This window comes from Haloferax sp. AS1 (assembly GCF_014530665.1).
GTDB classification, from domain to species: Archaea; Halobacteriota; Halobacteria; order Halobacteriales; family Haloferacaceae; genus Haloferax; species Haloferax volcanii.
The window spans coordinates 118,008-139,968 of the sequence record NZ_SPSA01000003.1 but is presented as its reverse complement, the minus strand read 5'-3'; the positions used below and the strand labels follow the sequence as shown (position 1 = coordinate 139,968).

Here is a 21,961-nt window from a genome sequence, read left to right as displayed (position 1 = left end):
CGATGTGCCACGGACGGCCGAACCGCCGTGACCGAGACGACAGACGAGACGAGTGCGGACCCCGTCACGGTCCTCCTCGTCGACGATAACCGCGACTGGCTGGCGCTCGTCGTGCAGCGACTCCGCGAGGAGGCCCCCGACTTCGACGTTCGGGAGGCCAACAGTCCAGAGGGCGCGCTCGACCGCCTCACCGACGACGTGGAGTGCGTCGTCAGCGACTACTACATGCCCGGTCGGACGGGCATCGAGCTGCTTTCCGAGGTCCGCGAGCACCGACCGGACATCCCGTTTCTCCTCTTTACCGGCGCTGGCAACGAGGGACTCGCCAGCAGCGCGCTGTCGGCCGGCGCGAACGACTACATCGTCAAGACGAGCGTCGGAGACAGCGCCGCGGCGCTCGCCACGCGCGTCCGAACGGCCGTCGACAAGCACCGGACCGAGCGCGCGCTTGCCGAGAGCGAGGCGCGCTACCGGACGCTCGTCGAGAACGTCCGCGACGCCATCTTCGTCGCCCGCGACGGCAGCGCCGTCCTCGTCAACGAGGCGGCGACGACGCTCACCGGCTACGACCGCGCGGCGCTCACAGACGGCGACATCGTCGAGACGGTCGTCCACCCCGACGACCGGGCCCGCGTCCGCGACGCGCTCGACCTGTCGGCCCCGCGGTCGCTCGACATTCGCATCCGCGACCGCGCCGGCGAGACGCGCCACTGCATCCTCGATGTCGACTACGTCGTCGACGACGGGCTGCCGGGGTCCATCGGCGTCCTCCGGGATATCACGGCGCAGGTCCACCACCAGCGCCGACTCGAACGCGAACGCGACACGAAGGAGGCGATTCGGGAGATTCTCGTCCGGCAGTCCTCGCGCGTGGAGGTCGCGGAGTCGTTCTGTCGGTACATCGGGAGCGACCCCGACGCCGTCGTCGCGTGGGTGGGCGAGCGGACCGCGGGCGGCGGGCTCGACCCGCTCGCGGTCGTCGGCGACGAGTCGTACCTGCGCACAGCAGGCGTTCTCGACGCCGACGCGGCGGCCCGGCGCGACTCGACCGAACCGAGCCTGACCGCCTTCCGCGAGGGCGCGACGGTCGTCCGCGGCGTCGAAGGCGTCGACGGACGCGAGTCCGACGCGCCGGCGACCGCCCCCGACGCCGGGTGGACGGCGGCCGCCGGCGCGGACGGTATCGAAACCGCGGTCGCCGTCCCGCTTCGGTACGGCGGCGTCGACTACGGCGTTCTCGGCGTCTACCACCGCGGTGCCGACGACGACCGGGAGCGACGGCGACTCGAAGAGTTGGCGGAGACGCTCGGCTACGCCCTCAGCACCGCCGAGAGCCGCGAGGCGCTCGTGGCCGACGAGGTCGTCCGCGTCAGCCTCCGCGTCCGCGACGCCGACGCGGGGGTTCTGGCGGTCGTGGACGCGCTCGGCCGCGACGCGGAACTCGTCGTCCACACGGTGTTGCCACGCGGCGACAGCGAGCGCTACTTCGTGACGGTTCGCGGCGCGTCCGAGGCCGCGGTGACGGACGTGCTTTCGAGCCTCGACGGCGTGACCGCCGGTGCCGTGACCGCCGACGGCGGGGTCGTCCGGGCGCAGTTCGACACGGCCGCCCCCTCGCTGGGGACGGCCGTCGCCGACGCGGGCGGCGTCCTCCACCGCGTCGTCGTGGCCGCCGGCGAGGCGACCGTCGTCGTCGACCTCCCCCGGCGGCGACCGGCCGGCCCGTTCGTCGAGGCGCTCGCGGCCGTCTTCGACAGCGTCACCATGACCGCGCGGAGCCACCGGACCGTCGAGTCCGATATCGGCGCGAGCGTGCTGGCCGGCCTCACCGACCGACAGCGCGAGTCGCTCGAAGTCGCGTACCGGACGGGCTACTTCGAGCGCCCGAAACGCCGGAGCGCCGCCGAAGTCGCCGAGGCCATCGGCGTCTCGCGGTCGACGTTCACCCAACACCTCCGGGCGGCCCAGCGGAAGGTCTTCGCAGAACTGTTCGACGGCGAGCGCGGCGGTCGGTGAACCGACCGCTCCGATACGCGTTCGTCGGTTCCTCCGCGCTCACGTGCCGAGCGCTATCACGTCGCTCGGTTCTTGTCGGATACCGCATAGTGGTGGTATCGGGTTATTGCCGCGTAATCGAGTAGAGATGTCTGAAGGTCACCCCACCCAGAATATCACGGACGGGAGTGGGTGTACGGTGGGCCGCACGGAGAACTCAATGGCAGACAAAGTATTCAAACTCACGCGACGCCGCGCCCTCGGGGGGCTCCTCACGATTGGTGCGGGAAGCGCCGCCGCCGGCGTGGGCACGTTCGCCCTCTTTAACGACACCGAATCGAGCACCGAGAACACGCTTCAGGCGGGGACGCTGAGCCTCGCCGACGGAGCCAGTTCCGCGAGTTTCAGCGCCACGGGTCTCGCGCCCGGCGACGAGACCGACACTTTCGAAGTCGACCTCGAAAACGACGGGTCGCTCGACGGCAGTCTCGACATCGACCTCACGCTGACCGAAAACGACAGCGACGCCACGGCCGGCGACGACGGCGACGCGGACGCCTCGGTGGCGGACCTCGCGGGCGTCCTCGACGTGACGACGTTCGAAGTCGGGAGCCTCGACGTGCTCGACGACCGCTTCGGCGGCTCGGCCACCCTCGCCGACGTGGTCGCGGCGAACAGCGACGCGGCCGACGGCGACGACGACTCGAACGTCCAGGACATCGACCTCGAATCCGGCGAGACGAAGACGTTCTCCTTCGCGCTGGCGATGCAGGAAAGCGCCGGCAACGAGTTCCAGGCCGACGGGCTCGACATCCAGTTCGACTTCGAACTGAACCAGCGGGACAGCCAGTAACGACCCGGCAGAACCGCCGGTAACGACCCCGCAGCACAGCCAGCAATCACCCTCGTTCGCGGGCGACGGGGACGACGCGACTCGGTCGCAGCCACTCCGACCGAGTCTCCTCTTTCGTCCCGGCCGTTCGGACGCACTCATCGACGCCACTCAATGCCGAAACAGACGCCAACGCTGACGCTCACTCGACGCCGCTTCCTCGGCGGGCTCTTCACGATTAGCGCCGGAAGCGCCGCCGCGGGCGTCGGCACCTACTCGGCGTTTTCCGACGCCGAGCGCGCCGACGCGTCGTTCGGCGTCGGCACGCTCGACCTGACGGTCGACGGCGACGACGAGCAACTCACGTTCCTCGAAGAGGTCGACGTCGCGCCCGGCGACAGCGGCACCGCGTCGGTGACGCTCCGCAACCGCGGGTCGCTCACCGGCTTCCTCGACATCGACGTGCTCGGCGTCACCGACGACGAAAACGGCCAGTCGGAGCCTCCGTCGCAGAACGACCCCCGCGTCGGCGACGGCGAACTCGCGCAGGTGCTCGAAGTCCGCGCGTGGCTCGAAGCTCCCGACGGGTCGAAGACGTTCCTCTGCGGGCGTTCGGACTACGCGACCCTCGACTCGATTTTCGTCGCGGACGAGACGTTCGACCTCGATTACGAACTCGCCTCCGGCGAGTCGGTGGAGTTCTCCATCGCGTGGCGACTCCCGTCGAGCGCCGGCAACGAAGTCGCCTCGGACATCGCGGGCGTCGACCTCCGGTTCGCGCTCGACCAGCGAGCCGACTCGGACGGCGGCGCGACCTGCGAGGCCGGCGACGACGACTCGGAGTCCGGCTCCGGCGACGCCCGCGACGCGATGGGCGGCTGGGACTGGGCGACGGTCGCCCGCTACGGCGAGCCTTACGACGGCTTCGTGTACGGCAACTCGGAGCCGGAGAACTACGAAATCGCGGTGCTGAAGCGTTCCGGTCCCTTCGAGACCCGCCTCCACAAGCAGAACAACGACTGGCAGCGCGCGTGGGTCTCGGGCCGAACCGAATCGTTCCGCGTCGACTTCGACGGCAGCAAGGTGACGATGACCGTCGGCGACACGGAGTACCCGGACAAATACGGCCAGAAGGGACAGGGCGTCGGCGCGGGCGACGTGGTCGCGCTCGGCGTCACGGTCTCCGCCTCGGCTGCGTGGTCGTCGGTCGCGGTCTCGGACCTCGAACTCACCGCCGACGGGCGGACGAGCAGCCTCGCAGACGTTTCGGTCGACGCGACCGGCACGAACCACGTCCGCATTCGCCGCGAGATGGACGGGTCGTTCTCGCTCACCGGCAAACTCCGGTTCTCGTGGCACCACTACTCGCACGCCGACCCCGACGACCTCGTGATGCGCGTCGACGTCAAGACCGACGGCGGCCACCATCACCACACCAGCGCCGAAGACGATATCGAAGCGGCTGAAGTCGACGCGGACGAACGCGACCCGGTCGAAAAAGCCGCCGAAGGCGACGAAGACGACGAGAGCGACGAACTCACCGAGGCAGGCGGAGACGACGAGCCTCGCCCGGAGGAAAAGGACGCAGCCGAAGCTGACGAGAGCGGCACGGTCAACGAAACAAGCGGAGACGACGAGAGTCGCACGGGCGACGACGCAGGCGACGAACCCGACCGGAGCGGCACGGTCAACGACACAGCCGGAGAGCCCGACCGGAGCGGCACAGCTGAAGCAGACGAGGGAACCGACGAGAAGCGTCGCCCGGGCGAGGATGCAGACGGTGAGACCGAAGCTGACGACAGCGACGACGACGGTGAGCAGGCGATGACGACGGAGACGACGGAGACGACTGACCAATGAACTGGTCTCGCCTCGCCGCGGCGGCCCGCGTCCTCGGCGGCGTCGTCCTCCTCGTCGCCGTCGCGCTCGTCGTCGTGCTCGCCGCGCCGCAGACCTTCGGGGCCGACGCCAGTTACACTGTCCTCTCCGGAAGCATGTCACCGACGTTCGACGCCGGCGACGTGGTGGTCGTCCGCGACGTGTCGCCCGCGGACATCTCGGAGGGCGACATCATCACCTACCGAGCGGCCGGGAGCGCCATCACCGACGAGCGGACCGACCGCGTGACCCACCGGGTCGTCGCGGTGGACCGAAGCGGCGACAGCCCGGTGTTCCGGACGAAAGGCGACGCCAACGAGGATATCGACTCGGACCCCGTCGCCGCCGACCGCGTCGTCGGCCGCGTCTGGTTCCGCGTCCCGTACCTCGGCCTCGCCGCGCAGTTCGCCCAGTCGCAACTCGGGTTGGTCCTGTTCGTCATCATCCCCGGCGTACTTCTCGTCGTGACCGAACTCTACTCGCTGTACGCCGACGCGCTCGTCGAGGTCGACTCCGACGAGTCCGACGAGAGCGCCGGACGCGACGGGTCGCCCGACGCGGGGACCGAGACCGGAACTGGCTACGTCAGCGCCTCCGACGGCGGCGTCACGCTCTCCCCCGAGCGAACGGGCGTCCGTCTCTCGGAGCCCGTTGCGGTCGTCGACCCGTCGCCCTCGGCGTCCGCCTCCGTCTCCGCCTCCGCGTCCTCCGACTCGCCCGGCGACATGGTGTGGGTGACCGACCCCGTCGACCGCGCTTCTGACGCGGCGGCGACCGACGAGCCCTCCGAGGACGGGCGGTGAATTTCTCGTGACCGGCTCGGACGACGGGGACGCGTTCGACTTCGACTGGACGCCGGAGCGGTCGCCCGAACTCCTGCTCGCCGACGCGACGCGGTGTCGCCGCCTCGTCGACGCGTCGGCGGCCGACCGCGACGACGACGCCGAGCGCTTCGAGGAGGTCGACTTCGACCGTCTCTCGCGGGGCGACCGCGTCCTCTGTCTCCCCGGCGAGCGCCTCCCCGTCCACGGCGTCGTCCGGGCGGTCCGGCGTTGGGACCCGTCGTCGGCGTCGTTCGTCGGCGTCGACGGTGACGCCACGCTCGTCGAACGCGAGCGCGAGCGGTCCTCTTCCGACGAGGGTGACGGGCCGCGAACCGAGACGCGTCCGGTCGACGTCGGCGACGAAGTCGAACCCGGCGACCGGCCGACCGAGACGGCGCTGGTGGTCGAGTACCGCCCGCCGCGTGCGGGCCTGTTCCCGCTTCCGCTGTCGCTCGCCTCGCTCTTGCCGGCGAAACTTTTCGGCACGCTCTCGCCGCAGTTCTCGCAGGTCGTCGGCCGGGTGTTTATCGTCTTCGTCGTCATCGGCATCGTGCTGGTCGGAACCGGCTTTGCCGCTCCCGGAAGCATCGAACGCTTCCTCGACGACCGCGGTATCAACGACGTGCTCTCGGACCTCCGTGGCGACGACCCCGAGCCGTCGCCGCCGACCGTCACCGTGACCCCCCCGCCGCCGCCGACGCCGGACGCCCCACCGGAGGAAACGAACCAGTTCGAAGACCCGGACACTCCGACACCCGCGTCGACGCCGAGCGCGACCACAACGCCGAACCCGACCCCGTCGTCTCCCACGCCAACGCCCGCGCCGACGAGCAGTCCACCCCCGACCACCACGGCACGCGCTGGAACTGGCGGTGGCGTTGGAGGCGGCGGTGGCGGTGGCGGTGGCGGTGGAGGTGGTGGCTCCGGAGACAGTCAAACGACGACGACGGCCGAATCGTCGGTGTCGCCCGACCCGACGCTCACCGTCGAGGCCGCGGACCCGGCGACGGTCCGCAGCGTCGACGGGACGGTCGGGACGCTCAGCGGCCCCGTGACCGGGACGCTCTCGTGGACCGGCACGGTCGACAGCGTCGTGCTCGTGGTGAACGCGTGGGTCCCCGACGACGGCTGGCAGGAAGAGCGGCGCGTCACGCTCCGGGAGTCGAGTCCCGTGGACATCGCCACCGCACTCGGCTCCGACGTGACGTACGCCGAGGGGAACCGAACCGCCGGCTTCGCCGCCACCGACGACGGCGAGACGACTGTCACGACGGGCTACGTCTCCGTGACCGCGGTGTTCTTCCGCGACTCGACCGAGGTCGCCCGAACCGAGGAGACGGCGTCGTTCGACGTGACCGTCGAGAACACCGCCGGGAGCGCCCCGGCGGGCGTCGACCTCGAACTCGGCTCCGGCGGGGCGGGCGTCTCGCTTCTCGACACCCAGTCGGTCGCACCCGGCTCCGCGGGCAACTCGACGGGGACGCTCACCAACCGCGGGCGCGACCCCGGCGTGTTGACGCTGGTGTCGATGCCGTTCGAGTCCGCCGAAAACGGTCGCTCCGGCCCCGAGTTAGCGGTCGATTCGACCGGCGGAGCCGACGAGGGCGAACTCCACGAGGCGCTCGCCGTCCGGCTTCGCGTCGAGCGGGCGAACGGGACGAGTACCTACGTGCTCGGTGACGAGACGACGTATCTCGACTTCGCCGACGTGTGGAACGAGTCCGTCGCGCTCGGCCGCCTCGACGGCGGGGAGTCGCTGTCGCTCGTCGTCGAGTGGCAGATTCGGGAGGCGGCAGGCAACGAGATACAGACCGACAGCGTCGACGTGGAGTTCGTCTTCACGCTCGAACAGGCGACCGACTGAGCCGTTCGCGCCTCGTTTTTCCGTCGCTCGCCGCTCAGCCGACGAAGAGCCGGAGGTTGAACGCCGTGGCGAACGCTCCGATGACGGCGAGCGTGACCGGCGGCAGGTAGTACAGCACCTTATCGCCGGCGCGAGCGCCGTAGACGCAGATGCCGAGACAGAGGAGGAACACCGCGAGCTTCGGGAGGACCAGCCCCCACCGTCCGAGAGCGTCCGTGCTCGCCACGAGGAGGGCGTTCGCCTCGTCGAACCGGCGCTCGTAGTAGAGAATCGTCAGCGTCGTGACGATGTCGCCGACGCCGTAGGTCGCCAGCGCGATGAGCCAGAGCAGCGAGAACTCTCTGGCCTCGAACGGCGTGTCTTCGAGCCGGAGATGACGTAGGCGTGACACACCTCTCATTTCGGGGACTGGGATATGAATCGACCGGGAGCCGGACTGTCTCGGAGACCGGCGCGTCAGACGAGGCCGACGCCCTCTGCGAGCAGTTCGTGCGAGCGGAGGCCGTCTTCGTGATTGCCGACGACGTGTTGAATCATCATCTCGTCGGCCCCGACGCGCTCCGCGAGCTGGTCCAACAGCCCCGAAATCGTGTCGGGACTGCCGGAAATCGCGCGCGGCCACTCCTTCGCTCCGAGGGTCGCCGGCGTGGGCTCGGGGACGCCGCCGAGTTCGTCTATCGCCTCCTCGACGGTCGGTCGCGTGCCGACCTCGCCGCGGCGCATCCGCTTGTACGACGCCTCGGCCACCGCGCGGAGTCGCGCGGCCTCCTCGTCGGTCTCGGCGCAGACGGCGTTCACCGCGACCATGCCGTGTGGTTCGTCGATGCCGCCGGCGAGCGACGACGACTGGAAGCTCTCGCGGTACTCCTCGAAGGAGTGGACGGCGAACTGGGGTCTGATGAAGCCCGCGAAGCAGTAGGGGAGTCCGAGTTCGCCCGCGATGGTCGCGCTCGACGGACTCGACCCGAGCACCCACGGAACCGGCAGGTCGCCGTCGCCCCGCGGGATTTCGAGGTCGGCGTAGGGGTGTTCGTCGGGGTAGTCGTCGTAGAGGTGGTTGACGACGGCCTCGATTTTCTCCGCGTGGTCGCCGTCGGGGTCCTCGACGTGCCGGTCCGTCCCGAGCGCCTGGTCCGCCGCCGGCGACCCGTTCGCCCGCCCGAGTCCCGCGTCGATGCGGCCGGGCGCGAGTCCGTCGAGCGCGCCGAACTGTTCTGCGACCTTGAACGGGCTGTAATGGTTGAGCAACACCGCGCCGGAACCGAGCCGAATCGAGTCCGTCTCGGCGGCGAGGTGGCCGAGCAACACCTCGGGCGTCGTCCCCGCGAGGGTGTTCGCCATGCCGTGGTGCTCGGCGACCCAGAAGCGCGAGTAACCCAGTCGCTCGGCTTGCTTGGCGGTTTCGACGGTGTTCGCGTACGCGTCGGTCGCGGTCCCACCTTTTGGAACCGGCGAGAGGTCGACGATAGAGAAGTCCATACCCCCGCTCCGAGACTGCGAGGAATAACGATTGGGCTCCCAGCAGATGCGTACTGTTTTCGGTGAGCTGGTGGCAGTTAGAATTGTATCTGTGGAACACAATAGCTTGGTGAAATAATCTAGATTATCTATATAAGTCACATAGTTTAGATAATTCAAATTTCTGGAGGCTTAATATGGCTGTAATGAGATACGACCGGTACCTGTGGCCCTCTGCATCGGATATAGTCATGTGGATAATATACAATACTAACTGCCACCGCGGCGTTGACGTACACAGTATCCGTGACCGTGGTCCACAAAAAATTTTTACGGGCCCTATTCGATGGTTCGATAGAGGTTCCCATGCCAAGAGCCGTATTCGACAGCGCCGAGTACGACAGACGCATCGCCCGGACCAAAGAGCGGATGGCCGAGCGGGGACTGGACGCGCTCTTCGTGAGCGACCCCGCGAACATGAACTATCTCACCGGCTACGACGGCTGGTCGTTTTACGTCCATCAGGGCGTCGTGGTCACGCGGGACCGCGACGAACCCGTGTGGGTCGGCCGCGACATGGACGCCAACGGCGCGCGCGCGACGACCACGCTGAGCGAGGAGAGCATCCGGCCGTACAGCGACGACCACGTCCAGTCGCCGCACGACCTCCACCCGATGGACTTCGTCGCGGCCGTGCTGGAGGACCTCGGCGTCGACGACGCTCGCGTCGGCCTCGAAATGGACGCCTACTACTTCACCGCGAAGTCGTACACGCGCCTGCAAAAGAATCTCCCCGAGGCGAGCTTCGAGGACACGACGCTCCTCGTGAACCGCGTGCGCATCAAGAAGTCCGACGCCGAACTCGACTACATGCGCGAGGCCGCCCGCATCTCCGAGAACGCGATGCAGGCCGGCCTCGACGTCATCGAGGAGGGCGTCCCCGAGTACGAGGCCGCCGAGGCAATCTACTCGGCGCTCATCGAGGGAACCGACGACTACGGCGGCGACTACCCGTCTATCGTCCCGCTGATGCCCTCGGGGGACCACACCGGCACGCCGCACCTCACGTGGACCGACCGCGAATTCGAGGACGGCGACCCGGTCATCATCGAACTCTCGGGCTGTCGACACCGCTACCACTCGCCGCTCGCGCGGACGACGTTCGTCGGCGACCCGCCCGAAGAGCTGTCTCGGCGGGCCGACATCGTCGTCGAGGGGATGGAAGCCGCCCTCGACGCGGTCGCACCCGGCGTGACCTGCGAGGCCGTCGAGAAGGCGTGGCGCGACACCATCGCCCAGTACGGCATCGAGAAGAAAGACCGCATCGGCTACTCGATGGGGCTGGGCTACCCCCCGGACTGGGGCGAACACACGGCGAGCCTCCGCCCCGGCGACGAGACCGTCCTCGAAGAGAACATGACGTTCCACACCATCCCCGGTCTCTGGTTCGACGACTTCGGCGTCGAACTCAGCGAGACGTTCGTCGTCACGTCCGACGGGGCGGAACCGCTGGCCGACTTCCCCCGCCGGCTATTCACAACTTAATTATGACTCCGGGTCACAGCCCTAATATGATGAACGAAGATGGCAAAAATCGAAACGGCGAGGCGGTCACCGACGGCGGCTCGGGGTCCGAACCCGAGACGGCGCTGGCGACCGCGCGACGGCAACTCGAACGCGCGGCGAGTCACGCCGACGTGGACGACGGCGTCGTCGCGCGCCTGAAGCACCCGACGCGAGTCCAGCAGGTGTCGGTCCCGCTCCGCCGCGACGACGGCTCGCTCGACGTGTTCACCGGCTTCCGCGCCCAGCACGACGACGTGCGCGGGCCGTACAAGGGCGGACTTCGCTACCACCCGGAAGTGACCGCCGACGAGTGCATCGGGCTCTCGATGTGGATGACCTGGAAGTGCGCCGTGATGGACCTGCCGTTCGGCGGCGGCAAGGGCGGCGTCGCGGTCGACCCGAAGACGCTCTCCGACGAGGAGCGCGAGCGACTCACGCGCCGCTTCGCCGAGGAGATTCGCAACGTCGTCGGGCCGAAGAAGGACGTTCCCGCGCCCGACATGGGAACCGGTCCGCAGGAGATGGCGTGGTTCATGGACGCCTACTCGATGCAGCAGGGCGAGACGACGCCCGGCGTCGTGACGGGCAAGCCGCCGGTCATCGGCGGGTCGTACGGCCGCGAGGAAGCCCCCGGTCGCTCCGTCGCCATCGTCACCCGCGAGGCCGTTGACTTCTACGACTGGGACATCGAAGACACGACCGTCGCGGTCCAAGGGTTCGGTTCGGTCGGCGCGAACGCCGCCCGCCTCCTCGACGAGTGGGGCGCGAAGGTGGTCGCCGTCTCCGACGTGGACGGAGCCATCTACGACCCCGACGGCCTCGACACGCAGGACGTCGAGGGCCACGACGAGCGCCCCGGCATGGTGTCGGGCTACGACGCCCCCGAGTCGCTTTCGAACGAGGAACTGCTCGAACTCGACGTGGACGTGCTCATCCCGGCGGCCATCGGGAACGTCATCACGACCGAGAACGTCGACTCCATCTCGGCGGAGATGGTCGTCGAGGGCGCGAACGGGCCGACGACGTTCGCGGCCGACGCCGTCCTCGAAGAGCGCGGGGTTCCGGTCGTCCCCGACATCCTCGCCAACGCCGGCGGCGTCACCGTCTCGTACTTCGAGTGGCTGCAGGACATCAACCGCCGCCAGTGGTCGCTCGAACGCGTCCACGAGGAACTCGAAGAGGAGATGCTCAAGGCGTGGAACGCGGTCCGCGAACACGTCGAAGAACGCGACCTGACGTGGCGCGACGCGGCGTACGTCGTCGCGCTCTCTCGCATCGGCGGCGCGAAGGAGACGCGGGGCCTCTGGCCCTGAGCGACTGCGCGTCGGGCGAAAGCTGACACGACTCGCGGTTCTTTTTCGGCGCGCGTCTCAGTTAGCGACCGCTTCGGAGACCTTCTCTATCGGGTGCGGCGGGTCGTCGGCCGCGCCGTCCATGTCCTCCAGTTGGGTCCGACACGACGCGCCGGGGGCGACGACGGTGTCGCCGCGGCTCCCGCTAATCTGGTCCGCGAGGATGCCGCCGATGGCCGTCGACAGCGAGTGGTGTTCGGCCTCGTAGCCGAAGCTCCCGGCCATGCCGCAACAGCCGGAATCGAGCGGGTCCACGTCGTAGCCGGCGCGCCGGAGGACACCGACAGCGTGGTGGTCCTTCCGCGTCGCCTTCTGGTGGCAGTGACCGTGGTACGTCAGCGTCTCGTCGGCCGCGCCCGCCGCCGCGTCGCAGTCGAGGCCCTCAACGAGGCGCTTCGCGTCGAGGTACTCCATGATGCCGTAGGTCTCGGCGGCGACGTGCTCGGCGTCCTCGCTCGAAAGCAGGTCGAGGTAGTCCGACTGGAGCATGACCGCGTCCGAGGGCTCGACGAGCACGACGCTCCAGCCGGATTCGACGCGGGGCGCGAGCGCGTCGACGTTCGTCTCGGCGCGCGCCCGCGACCGGTCGAGAAAGCCCTTCGAGTGGGCCGGGCGGCCGGTAGCGGTCACGTCGTCGGGAATCGAGACGTGGACGCCGGCGGCTTCGAGGACGCGGACCGCGGCCTTCCCCGCGTCGGGGTGGTTGTAGTTGGTGTAGCTGTCCGGGAACAGAAGCACCTTGTCGGTCGCCTCGGCCTCGGGGACGCGAGCGCCGCCCCGCGCCTCGAACCAGTCTTCCAGCGATTCGCGGTGGAACGTCGGGAGCGACCGCTCTCGGGCGATGCCGACGGTCTTCTCCATGACCGTCCGCGCGCCCGGCACCTTCGCCGCCCAGTTCGAAAGCGGAGCGAGTCGCGACCCCAGTTCGTTCAGCCGGTCCACCTCGGCAAACAGGTGGTCTCGGAGGCTCGCACCCTCGCGCTGGTGGTGGGCGTGTTCGACTTCGGCTTTGAGTTTCGCCATGTCGACTTCGCTCGGACAGTCGCGGGCACAGCCCTTACAGCCGACACAGAGGTCCAGCACCTCGCGCATGAACTCGGTGTCCGTCGCGTCGGCGTCGAGGTCGCCGCTCATCGCCTGTCTGAGCATGTTCGCCCGGCCGCGGGTCGACAATCCTTCCTCTTCCGTGGCGCGGTAGGTCGGACACATCACGCCGCCGGTGGTCGACTGGTCGCCCCGACAGCCGCCGCAGCCGTGGCAGAGTTCCGCCATCCCCTGAAAGCCGTTTTCGGTGTCCCACTCGAGTTCGGGGTCGAAGCCGGCGTCGAACTCGTAGTCGGGGGAAAAGCGGAGGTTCTCGGTCATCGACACGTCGCCGCAGACCTGCCCCGGGTTCAGGAGCCAGTCGGGGTCGAACGCGGTCTTGAGGTCGCGGAAGGCGTTCCAGAGGCGGTCGCCGTACAGTTTGCGGTTCCACTGGGTCCGCGCGCGGCCGTCGCCGTGTTCGCCCGACACCGACCCGCCGGCCTCGACGACGAAGTCAGTCACCTCGTCGGCGATGGTCTCGAACGAGTCGAGGCCGTCGAGCGTTTTCGTGTTGACGAGCGGGCGGACGTGCAGCACGCCCGGCCCCGCGTGGGCGTAGAAACTCGTGTTCGCGTCGTGGTCGTCGATGACCTCGCGGAAGCGCTCGACGTACCCCGGCAGTTCGTCGGCTGGCACGGCGCAGTCCTCGATGAACGAGATGTGCTTCTCGTCGGTCGTCCGCGAGAGCAGGATGGGCGCGGCGGCCTTGCGCATCTCCCAGAGCCCCGCGCGCGCCGCCTCGTCGTGGGCTTCCAGCGCGTCGAACGCGCGGGCGTCGTCAGCGACGCCGACGCCCGAAGACGGCGTCGCCTCCGGCGTCACCGATGGCGCGCGAGCCGTCAGCAGGTCGGCGACTTTCCGCCGACCGTCCGCGTCGGAGTCGGCGTAGAACTCGACCAGCAGGGCCGCGCGGGTGCCGTCGGGGAGCGACGCGGCCACGTCGTGGAACTCGGCCGTGTCGAGCGCGAGGTCGATGAGCACGTCGTCGATGAGTTCGACCGCCGCGGGGTCGTGGTCGAGGATGGGGGCCACGTCGGCGGCGGCGTCGAACACGTCCTCGTAGGTGAGGAGCGCGACCGCCTTCGTCTCCGGGAGCGGTTCGAGCGAGACGGTCGCCTCGGTCACGACGGCGAGGGTGCCCTCGCTCCCGGCGAGCAGGCGCGCGAGGTTCACGGACCCCGCCTCGCAGTCAGGGTCGGTGCCGGTCCCGTCGGAAAGCGGGCGCTCCCCGCGCGCCTCGTCGACCAGCGCGTCGAGGTTGTACCCCGAGACGTTGCGCTTGAGGTCCGGGTAGCGGGCGTCTATCTCCTCGCGCTTCTTGTCGAGCACGCGGACGACCTCGGCGTAGATTCGGGGGAGAAGCGGACTCTCCGGACCGTCGGCACCCCACGCGTCGCTGTCGGGGTCGGCTTTCTCCCGGAGGTCGTCCACGCCCACCTCGCCGAACTGGTGGACGCTCCCGTCCGCGAGGACGACCTCGCACTCTTCGACGTAGTAGTCGGTCTTGCCGTACTTCAGCGAGTGCGCGCCGGTGGAGTTGTTGCCGATAGCGCCGCCGAGGACGCTTCGGTCGCCCGCGGCGGGGTCCGGGCCGAACGTGAGACCGTGGTCGGCCGCGGAGTTATTGAGCTCCGCGAGCGTAACCCCGGCCTGCGCGGTCGCCGTCGCCGCCTCGGAGTCCACCGATTCGACCCCGTCCATGTGCCGCGAGAGGTCGAGGACGACCGCCTCGTTGACGGCCTGCCCGGCGAGACTCGTGCCGCCGCCGCGCGGGAGGACGGGAATCTCGCGGTCGGCGCAGTACTCCACGACCGCCGCCACGTCGGCGGTCGAGGTCGGCATGACGACGCCGACGGGGAGCACTTCGTACGCCGACGCGTCGGTCGCGTACAGCTGTCGGGTGTACTCGTCGAACCGAACGTCGCCGTCGACGAGGCGGTCGAGGTCGGAGACGAGCGCCTCGCGGTCGGTGTCGCCGCCGGCGTAGTCGTAGCCGGCGCGCGGGTCGTCGCTTGGGTCGACACGCCGGTCGACCTGCGAGTCGGCCCGCCGGTCGCCGCGAGGGTCGTCGGGGCGTTCCTGCGTCGCCATCGGGAGTCAGTTCGACTCGGCGGCCAGCACTTGGTTCTCCAGCTCCGCGCCCTCGTCGAGCCGCCCGAGGTTGCCGGCGACGATGTCGGCGAGGCGGTCCCAGTGTTTCGGCGTGTGGCCGCCCGTGTGAGGCGTGATGAGGCAGTTCTCCAGCCCCCACAGCGGGTGGTCCGCGGGGAGCGGCTCGGGGTCGGTTACGTCGAGCGCGGCCCCGCGAATCTTGTTCGACCGCAGCGCCGACACGAGCGCGTCGGTGTCGACGATGCCGCCGCGGGCGGCGTTGACGAGCACCGCGTCGGTCGGCATCGTGGCGAACTCCGCGTTCCCGATGAGCCCGCGGGTCAGGTCGTTCAGCGGGCACGCGACCACGACGTAGTCGCTCCGGGAGAGCGCGTCGTGAATCGCGTCGGATTCGAAGCCGGCGACTTCGTCGGTCGGCCCGCCCTTCGACGGGGTGTAGCGGATGCCGACGGTCTCGACTTCGAAGCCCTGCAACCGCTGAGCGACGGCCTGCCCGATGGAGCCGAGGCCGATAATCGTCACCGTGCTGTCGGTGAACTCGCCCGATTGGAAGTGCCGCCACTCGGCGCGCTCTTTGCGCCGCCAGCCCTCGTGGAGGCGGCGGGCGAACACGAGCATGTTGCCGATGGCCTGCTCGGCGATGCCCGGCGCGTGGATGCCGCCGGCGTTGGTGACGGCGACGCCGTGGTCCGCGAGCGCGTCCATCGGGACGTGGTCGGTGCCGGCGAACGTGCAGGCGAACAGTTCGAGGCGGTCGGCGCGGTCCAGCAGGTCCTCGTCTATCGTGATGCCCGTGACGACGCGGGCGTCGGCGACGAGTTCGCGTTCCTGTTTCGGCGTCCGGGCGAGCGTCACGGTCCGGTCCGGGAGGCGCTCGCGGAGCGCGTCGGCGTACGATTCCATCGAAAGGCCCTCGGTCCCCTCGCGGAGGACGACGATGTCTGTCTCGGTCATGATATCGGTCGCGCGCGTCGCGGGCGCGGTTGCTACATCGATTGGGTGACGCTCCCTTAGTCTTTTTGTGTAGCCGGTGTCCACGGATACCGTTTATGCTTAAGTGGGTGGCGGGTGGTACGTGTACGCATGGCTGACGCCGTTCGAGCGCGATTAGCGGAGCTTCGCAGAGACCTCCACCGCCACCCCGAACCGGGTTGGTGCGAGTTCCGGACGACCGCGCGGCTCGTCGAGGAACTCCGCGCCATCGGCGTGGACGAACTCGCCGTCGGCGCGGACGCCTACGACCCCGCAGACCGGATGGCCGTCCCGAGCGACGACCGGCTCGACGAGTGGTACGAGCGGGCGCTCGACCGCGGGACCGACCCGGAGCTTCTCGAACCCCTCCGCGGCGGGACGACCGGCTGTGTCGCCGTTCTCGACCGCGGCGAGGGACCGACGGTCGGGCTCCGCGTCGACATCGACGGGCTGTTCATCGAGGAGTCGGCCGACGCGGGCCACGACCCCGCCGCCGAGGGCTTCCGCTCGGAGACGGGCGAGACGATGCACGCCTGCGGCCACGACACCCACATGACGTGGGGGCTGGCGACGCTCGAAGCCGTCAAGGAGAGCGACTTTTCGGGTCGCCTCGTCGTGTTCTTCCAGCCGGCAGAGGAGGTTTCGGGGGGCGGCGCGCCCATGGCGAAAAGCGAGCACGCCGCCGGCATCGACTACTTCTTCGCGGTCCACGTCGGCCTCGACCACCCGACGGGCGAAGTCGTCGCCGGCATCGAGAAACCGCTCGCCATGTGCCACATCGACGCGGAAATCGAGGGGACGACCGCCCACGCCGGAAAAGCGCCGGAGGCCGGCGCGAACGCCATCCACGCGCTCGGAACGGCCATCGAGAGCGTCTACGGCATCCCGCGACACTCCGACGGGATGACTCGCGTCAACGTCGGTCGGGTCGAAGGCGGCACCGCCAGCAACGTCATCGCCGACGAGGTCGAAGCCGTCGCCGAGGCGCGCGGCGAGACGACCGAACTCATGGAGTACGCGAAGTCCGAACTCCGCCGGCGGTTCGAGAAGGCCGCCGAACTGCACGGCTGCGAGGCGACGGTCGACGTGGTCAGCGAGAGTCCCCGGGCCGACAGCGACCCCGAACTCGTGGAGGCTGTGGCCGACGCGGCCGAGACCGTCGAGGGCGTCGACCGCGTCGTCCAGACCGCCGACTTCGGCGCGAGCGAGGACGCGACGTTCCTCATGGAGCGCGTCCAGCGCGACGGCGGCCTCGCCTGTTACTCTATCGTCGGGACCGACCATCCGACGAGCCACCACACCGCGACGTTCGACGTGGACGAACGAAGCCTCGAAACCGGCGTCGACGTGCTCACGCGGTCGATTCTGTCGGTCGTGGGGGTCGAGTCGGCACCGACAGTCGGGACGGGAGCGAACCGATGAGCGACGGGCGCGTCACCGGCGAGTCGGCACCGCCGGCGTCCGAAATCGTCACCGCCGACGACGTGGCGGACGCCCACGAGCGCCTCGACGGCGTGGTCCACCGGACGCCGCTCGATAGCTCGCGGACGATAGCCGACCGCTGCGGGGCCGAGCGGGTCGACCTCAAACTGGAGAACGTCCAGCGGACGGGGTCGTTCAAGATTCGCGGCGCGTACAACGCGATGGCGCAACTCCCCGAGTCGGTGCGCGAGCGGGGCGTCGTCGCCTCCAGCGCCGGCAACCACGCGCAGGGCGTCGCGCTCGCGGGCGACCTATTGGACATCGACACGACCATCGTCGTCCCCGAAATCACGCCGGCGGTGAAAATCGACGCGACCCGCGGTTACGGCGCGGACGTCGTCGTCGAAGGAGAACTGTACGAGGAGTCGTACGAACACGCCCTGCGACTCGCAGAGGACGAGGGACTGGAGTTCGTCCACCCCTTCGACGACGCGGCCGTCATCGCCGGGCAGGGAACCGTCGGGCGGGAAATCGCGGCCGACGCGCCCGGCGTGGACGCGGTTCTCGTCTCCATCGGCGGCGGCGGCCTCATCTCGGGCATCGCCACCGCGATGCAGGCGCGGGACCCCGAGGTGCGAGTTATCGGCGTCCAACCCGAGGGCGCGGCCCACGCCAAGCCCTCGCTGGAGGCCGACGAGATTCGCATGCTCTCGGCGGTCGATACCGTCGCCGAGGGTATCGCCGACGCGCGGCTGTTAGAGCGGACCTTCGCGGTCGTCCGCGACCGCGTCGACGACGTGGTCTCGGTCGACGACACGGACCTCGCGGTCGCCACGACGGTCCTCGCGGAGCGGGCGAAGACGGTCACCGAACCGGCCGGCGCGGCCCCGGTCGCCGCGCTGCTCTCCGGCGCGGTCGACGTCGAGGACGAGCGCGTCGCGGCCGTCGTCTCCGGCGGCAACGTCGGCCTCTCCGAACACGCCGAACTGACTCGCGTCGGGATGCAGGCGCTCGGGCGCGCCGTCGAAGCCCGCCTCGAACTCGACGGCTGGCCGGCGACGCTGGGCGACCTCTCCGAGGCAGTCGCTGCCTCGGGGGCCGAACTCGACAGCGTCGAGCGCGCCGCCCGAACCGCGTCCGACGCGCTGAATCGGGTTCCGGTCGAGGTCCGACTCGACGGGAGCGGCCCGGACCACCTCGCGGACGCGCTCGACTCGCTTTCGGCGCTTGACGGAGTCGAAGTCGCTTCGCACTCGCTGGACGAGCGCGGCGAGTCTACTGAGTCATCCTGACGCGTCCGGAAAAACGGGGGTGGCCCCTCTCGGGCCTGCATCTTTTCTGTGCTGTTCGCTGGCGACGCCGACCCTCACGCGACCGCTTCGGTCGCCACGGCGTCCATCGCCTCGCAGAAGATACCCACGCCCAGCTCGATTTCGCGCTCGGTGGAGTCGAGCGGGGGCAGGAGGCGAATCGTCTTCTTCCCGCAGCCGAGGGTGAGCAGGCCGCGGTCGAGCGCCGCCTCGACGACGGCGTCGCGGCGCTTCTTGGTGTCGAACTCGACGGCGAGCATCAGACCCTTGCCGCGCACGTCGACCACGTGGTCGGGCGCGTCGTCGGCGAGGAGTTCCCTCGCCTGCCGGCCGCGCTCGGTCGCGTTGTCGAGCAGGTCGTACTCCTCGATGGCGTCGAGGGTGAGCGCGCCCTGCATCGACGCGAGCAGGTCGCCGCCGCCGAACGTCGACCCGAGGCGGTTCTTCTCGGTCGGGAACACGTCGGACCGCGAGACGGTCGCGCCGACGCGGAGTCCCTTCGCGCTGGCGATGACGTCGGGTTCGATGGGGTAGTGGTCGGCGGCCCACATCTCGCCGGTGCGGCCGACGCCGGACTGAATCTCGTCCACGACGAGCGGGATGTCGTAGGTGTCGCAGACGGCGCCCACCTCGGCCATGAACGCCTCGCTCGGGAAGCGGTAGCCGCCGACGCCCTGAATCGGTTCGAGAATCGCGAAGGCGACCTCGTCGGGGTTGACGTGGCCACCCTCCGGCGACAGGGAGTTCCGCAACCGCGAGCCGTCGCCCGCGAAGAAGCCGCAGTCGCAGGCGTCGTCGCCCCCCGAACAGCCCGAATCCGCGCAGAACGGCACCGTCTCGATGCCCGCGACCTGCGGATAGTGGCGGGTGTAGACCTCCTTCGACTTCGTGAGCGAGAGCGTCCCGAGCGTCCGGCCGTGGAAACTCCCCTCGAAGGCGTAGCCGTACTTCGCGGGGGCCTCGTGGTCGTGCGTTATCTTCATCGCGTTCTCGACGGCCTCGGCCCCGGAGTTCGACAGGAACACCGTGTCCATCCCGTAGTGAGAGGACACGTCGGTGAGCTTGTCCATCAGGTGGCTCGCCCCGGGGAACTCGGCCGTCTCGGGGTCCGAACCGGCTCCGAAGTACATGTCCTGCCCGGCGATTTTCATCGGCTCGACGAGGTCGAACTCCCGGAGTTTCGACAGCACCTTCTCGTTGTTGTAGCCGAGCGGGGCGGCCCCGATGTGACAGGTGAAGTCCAAGAGGACGTTGTCGTCCACGTCGGTGACGAACGGGCCGTCGGCCTCGGCGGTCACGTCCCAGACGAACTCGTGGGAGTACTCGCTGGGCGCGGCGTGTTCGTGGTGGAACTCGACCCACTTCTCGGCGTTGGGTCCGGGCAGCGCTGCTGCGTCCGGCTCTGCGGTATCCCGATTCATACACAGGATTTGTTAATGGCATACATTAAAACTTGGTATCTCAGGGACGACCGTGTTGGTCTATTCGCGTCGGTCGCGTCGGCCGTATCGACCGCGCCGGCGGCGCTCGCGATGGGAACCGAGCGCAGAGAACGGAGACGGACGGCGACGGGGACGGAACTGCGGTCGGCTGGACTCGGCGTCAGTCGTCGTCGTGGCTGGAGACGTTCACGGCCGGCGCTTGCCCGCCGGTCGACTCCGACTTCCCCCAGAGGCGCGTCTCGTCTTGGAGGAGGAGGCTGCCGTAGTCCTGTTGGAAGGTTCGGATGAGTCCGAGCGTCGCTATCACGCAGATAATCGCGAACGGCGCGCCCGTGATAATCGCCGCGGACTGCAAGGCGTTCACGCCGCCGACGACCATCAGGATGGACGCGACCGCGCCCTGGAGGACGGCCCAGAAGATGCGGTTGAGCGCGGACGGCTCTTCTTTCCCGCCGGTGGTCATCATCGACACCGCGAGCGTCGAGGAGTCGGCCGAGGTGACGAAGAACGTCGTCACGAGCACGAGGAACGCGAACAGGAGGAGCGGCCCGGCGATGGGGAGATTGCCGAAGAGGACGTACCCCGAGACCGCCTCGCCGTACTCCGAGACCGGACCGAGGACGTTCGCCGCGCCCGTGTGCTGCATGATGACGCCCGCGCCGCCGACGATGGCGAACCACGGGACCGTCGCGAGCGAGGTCGCGCCGATGCCGGCGAACGCGACTTCGCGGACGCTCCGACCGCGCGAGATGCGGGCGATGAACAGCCCCGCGAAGGGCGACCACGCGAGCGGCCAAAGCCAGTAGAAGACGGTCCACGCGTTGACCCACTTACTGGCGCTGGTCGCGGTGGCCTGCGTGAACAGGCTCATCTGGAAGAAATCACCGACGAAGCCGCCGGTCGCCTGCGTACCGAGTTCGAGGATGCGGAAGGTCGGCCCGAATATCAGCGTCGCGAGCATCAATAGGCCGAACACGACCATGTTGAAGTTCGAGAGCCGGCGAATCCCCTTGTCGACGCCTAACACCAACGAGATGGTGAAGATGACCACCATGCCCGTGATGACGAGGATGGTCCCCACGTCACCGAGCTGGATACCCCACTGGAAGTTCAGGCCGGTGATGAACTGGCTCCCGATGAAGCCAAGCGAGGTGGCGACGCCGCCGAGGGTCGCGAACACGGCGAGGATGTCGACGACTTTCCCGATTGCGCCGTCGACGTTGTCCGCGCCGAGAATCGGCGTCAGCACCGCCGACACGCGGAGCGGCGCGTCGTAGTTGTAGACGAAGTAGCCGATGGCGAGGCCCATCACGGTGAAACACGACCACTGGGTCAGACTCCAGTGGAAGATGGAGTACTGGACCGCAAGCGGCATCGCCGCCGAGGACTGGGCCTCGGCCCCGTACAGCGGCGGGACCGTCGAGTAGTGGAACAGCGCCTCCGCGGGGCCCCAGAAGACGATGCCCGCCGCGAGGCCGGCGGAGTACATCATCGCGAAGTACGAGAGGAAGCCGTACTCGGGGTCCTCGTCACCGAGCTTCAGGTTCCCCCACGGCCCGAAGATGACGAAGCCCAAGAACAGGACGAACCCGAGCATCGCTATCAGGAAGAACCAGTTGAACGTCGCGAGAATCCACCGGCGAATTCCGAGGACGAACTCGTAGGAGCCTTCGGGATTGAGGCTGAACGCGCCGACGAAAAGCAGCGTTATCGCCGCGCCGAACGCGAATATCACCGGCTCGATTTCGTCGAGGAACTCGCTGACCGCGCCGTTGGAGGAACTCACCGCCGACACCCCCCGTGAGTGACCGCGCCTCTCGACTCCGTGCGCACGGAGCCGTCACCTCC

General features: G+C 69.0%; 15 protein-coding genes. 9 read left to right on the top strand and 6 right to left on the bottom strand.

Annotated elements, in window-relative coordinates; all coding sequences use genetic code 11:
- Nucleotides 1–27 precede the first annotated feature (27 nt).
- The 5 genes from E4P24_RS17530 to E4P24_RS17510 all read left to right on the top strand — a co-directional run bounded on the left by E4P24_RS17530 (nt 28) and on the right by E4P24_RS17510 (nt 7,393).
- Nucleotides 28–2,016 carry a helix-turn-helix domain-containing protein gene (locus E4P24_RS17530; RefSeq protein ID WP_188148957.1) on the top strand — a complete coding sequence of 663 codons (1,989 nt, stop codon included), beginning with the start codon at nt 28–30 and terminating at the stop codon, nt 2,014–2,016.
- 199 nt (nt 2,017–2,215) lie between these two features.
- A complete protein-coding gene (locus E4P24_RS17525) occupies nt 2,216–2,848 on the top strand; it encodes a TasA family protein (RefSeq protein ID WP_004061909.1) in 633 nt (210 codons plus the stop codon).
- A 153-nt stretch (nt 2,849–3,001) separates the two neighbouring features.
- Entirely contained in the window at nt 3,002–4,687 is a 1,686-nt protein-coding gene (locus tag E4P24_RS17520) for a TasA family protein (protein ID WP_188148956.1), read from the top strand.
- Nucleotides 4,684–5,508, top strand: a complete 825-nt coding sequence (locus tag E4P24_RS17515) for a signal peptidase I (RefSeq protein ID WP_188148955.1) — start codon at nt 4,684–4,686, stop codon at nt 5,506–5,508. The genes E4P24_RS17520 and E4P24_RS17515 overlap by 4 nt, the downstream gene beginning before the upstream one ends.
- A 7-nt stretch (nt 5,509–5,515) precedes the next feature.
- The gene (locus E4P24_RS17510; protein WP_188148954.1) at nt 5,516–7,393 is read left to right on the top strand and encodes a hypothetical protein; all 1,878 of its coding nucleotides are present in this window, start codon (nt 5,516–5,518) and stop codon (nt 7,391–7,393) included.
- A gap of 34 nt (nt 7,394–7,427) precedes the next feature.
- Here the strand turns inward: E4P24_RS17510 and E4P24_RS17505 are convergent, their stop codons facing one another.
- Together E4P24_RS17505 and E4P24_RS17500 are read right to left on the bottom strand one after the other, a co-directional pair.
- The gene (locus tag E4P24_RS17505) at nt 7,428–7,784 is read right to left on the bottom strand and encodes a hypothetical protein (RefSeq protein ID WP_006600083.1); all 357 of its coding nucleotides are present in this window, start codon (nt 7,782–7,784) and stop codon (nt 7,428–7,430) included.
- A gap of 65 nt (nt 7,785–7,849) precedes the next feature.
- Nucleotides 7,850–8,872: an LLM class flavin-dependent oxidoreductase gene (locus E4P24_RS17500; RefSeq protein ID WP_115803670.1), complete on the bottom strand. Its 1,023-nt coding sequence runs from the start codon at nt 8,870–8,872 to the stop codon at nt 7,850–7,852.
- Between the two features lie 345 nt (nt 8,873–9,217).
- Between E4P24_RS17500 and E4P24_RS17495 the strand changes: the two genes are divergently transcribed.
- The gene (locus E4P24_RS17495) at nt 9,218–10,396 is read left to right on the top strand and encodes a M24 family metallopeptidase (protein WP_115861337.1); all 1,179 of its coding nucleotides are present in this window, start codon (nt 9,218–9,220) and stop codon (nt 10,394–10,396) included.
- Nucleotides 10,397–10,422: 26 nt separating this feature from the next.
- Nucleotides 10,423–11,730, top strand: coding sequence for a glutamate dehydrogenase GdhB (gene gdhB / locus E4P24_RS17490; protein ID WP_188148953.1), 1,308 nt, complete (start codon nt 10,423–10,425; stop codon nt 11,728–11,730).
- Between the two features lie 57 nt (nt 11,731–11,787).
- On the opposite strand, the gene E4P24_RS17485 is transcribed toward gdhB, so the two are convergent.
- Nucleotides 11,788–14,946, bottom strand: a complete 3,159-nt coding sequence (locus E4P24_RS17485; protein ID WP_188148952.1) for an FAD-binding and (Fe-S)-binding domain-containing protein — start codon at nt 14,944–14,946, stop codon at nt 11,788–11,790.
- Nucleotides 14,947–14,952: 6 nt separating this feature from the next.
- Complete coding sequence (locus E4P24_RS17480; RefSeq protein ID WP_188148951.1) at nt 14,953–15,921, bottom strand: D-2-hydroxyacid dehydrogenase; 969 nt, start codon at nt 15,919–15,921, stop codon at nt 14,953–14,955.
- 129 nt (nt 15,922–16,050) lie between these two features.
- Between E4P24_RS17480 and E4P24_RS17475 the strand changes: the two genes are divergently transcribed.
- Nucleotides 16,051–17,361: an amidohydrolase gene (locus E4P24_RS17475; RefSeq protein WP_115803674.1), complete on the top strand. Its 1,311-nt coding sequence runs from the start codon at nt 16,051–16,053 to the stop codon at nt 17,359–17,361.
- Entirely contained in the window at nt 17,358–18,653 is a 1,296-nt protein-coding gene (locus E4P24_RS17470; protein WP_188148950.1) for a threonine/serine dehydratase, read from the top strand. Before E4P24_RS17475 ends, E4P24_RS17470 begins: the two co-directional genes overlap by 4 nt.
- A gap of 74 nt (nt 18,654–18,727) precedes the next feature.
- Here the strand turns inward: E4P24_RS17470 and E4P24_RS17465 are convergent, their stop codons facing one another.
- Nucleotides 18,728–20,092: an aminotransferase class III-fold pyridoxal phosphate-dependent enzyme gene (locus E4P24_RS17465; protein ID WP_188148949.1), complete on the bottom strand. Its 1,365-nt coding sequence runs from the start codon at nt 20,090–20,092 to the stop codon at nt 18,728–18,730.
- A 181-nt stretch (nt 20,093–20,273) separates the two neighbouring features.
- Entirely contained in the window at nt 20,274–21,908 is a 1,635-nt protein-coding gene (locus E4P24_RS17460; RefSeq protein ID WP_004061931.1) for a BCCT family transporter, read from the bottom strand.
- Between the last annotated feature and the right edge of the window lie 53 nt (nt 21,909–21,961).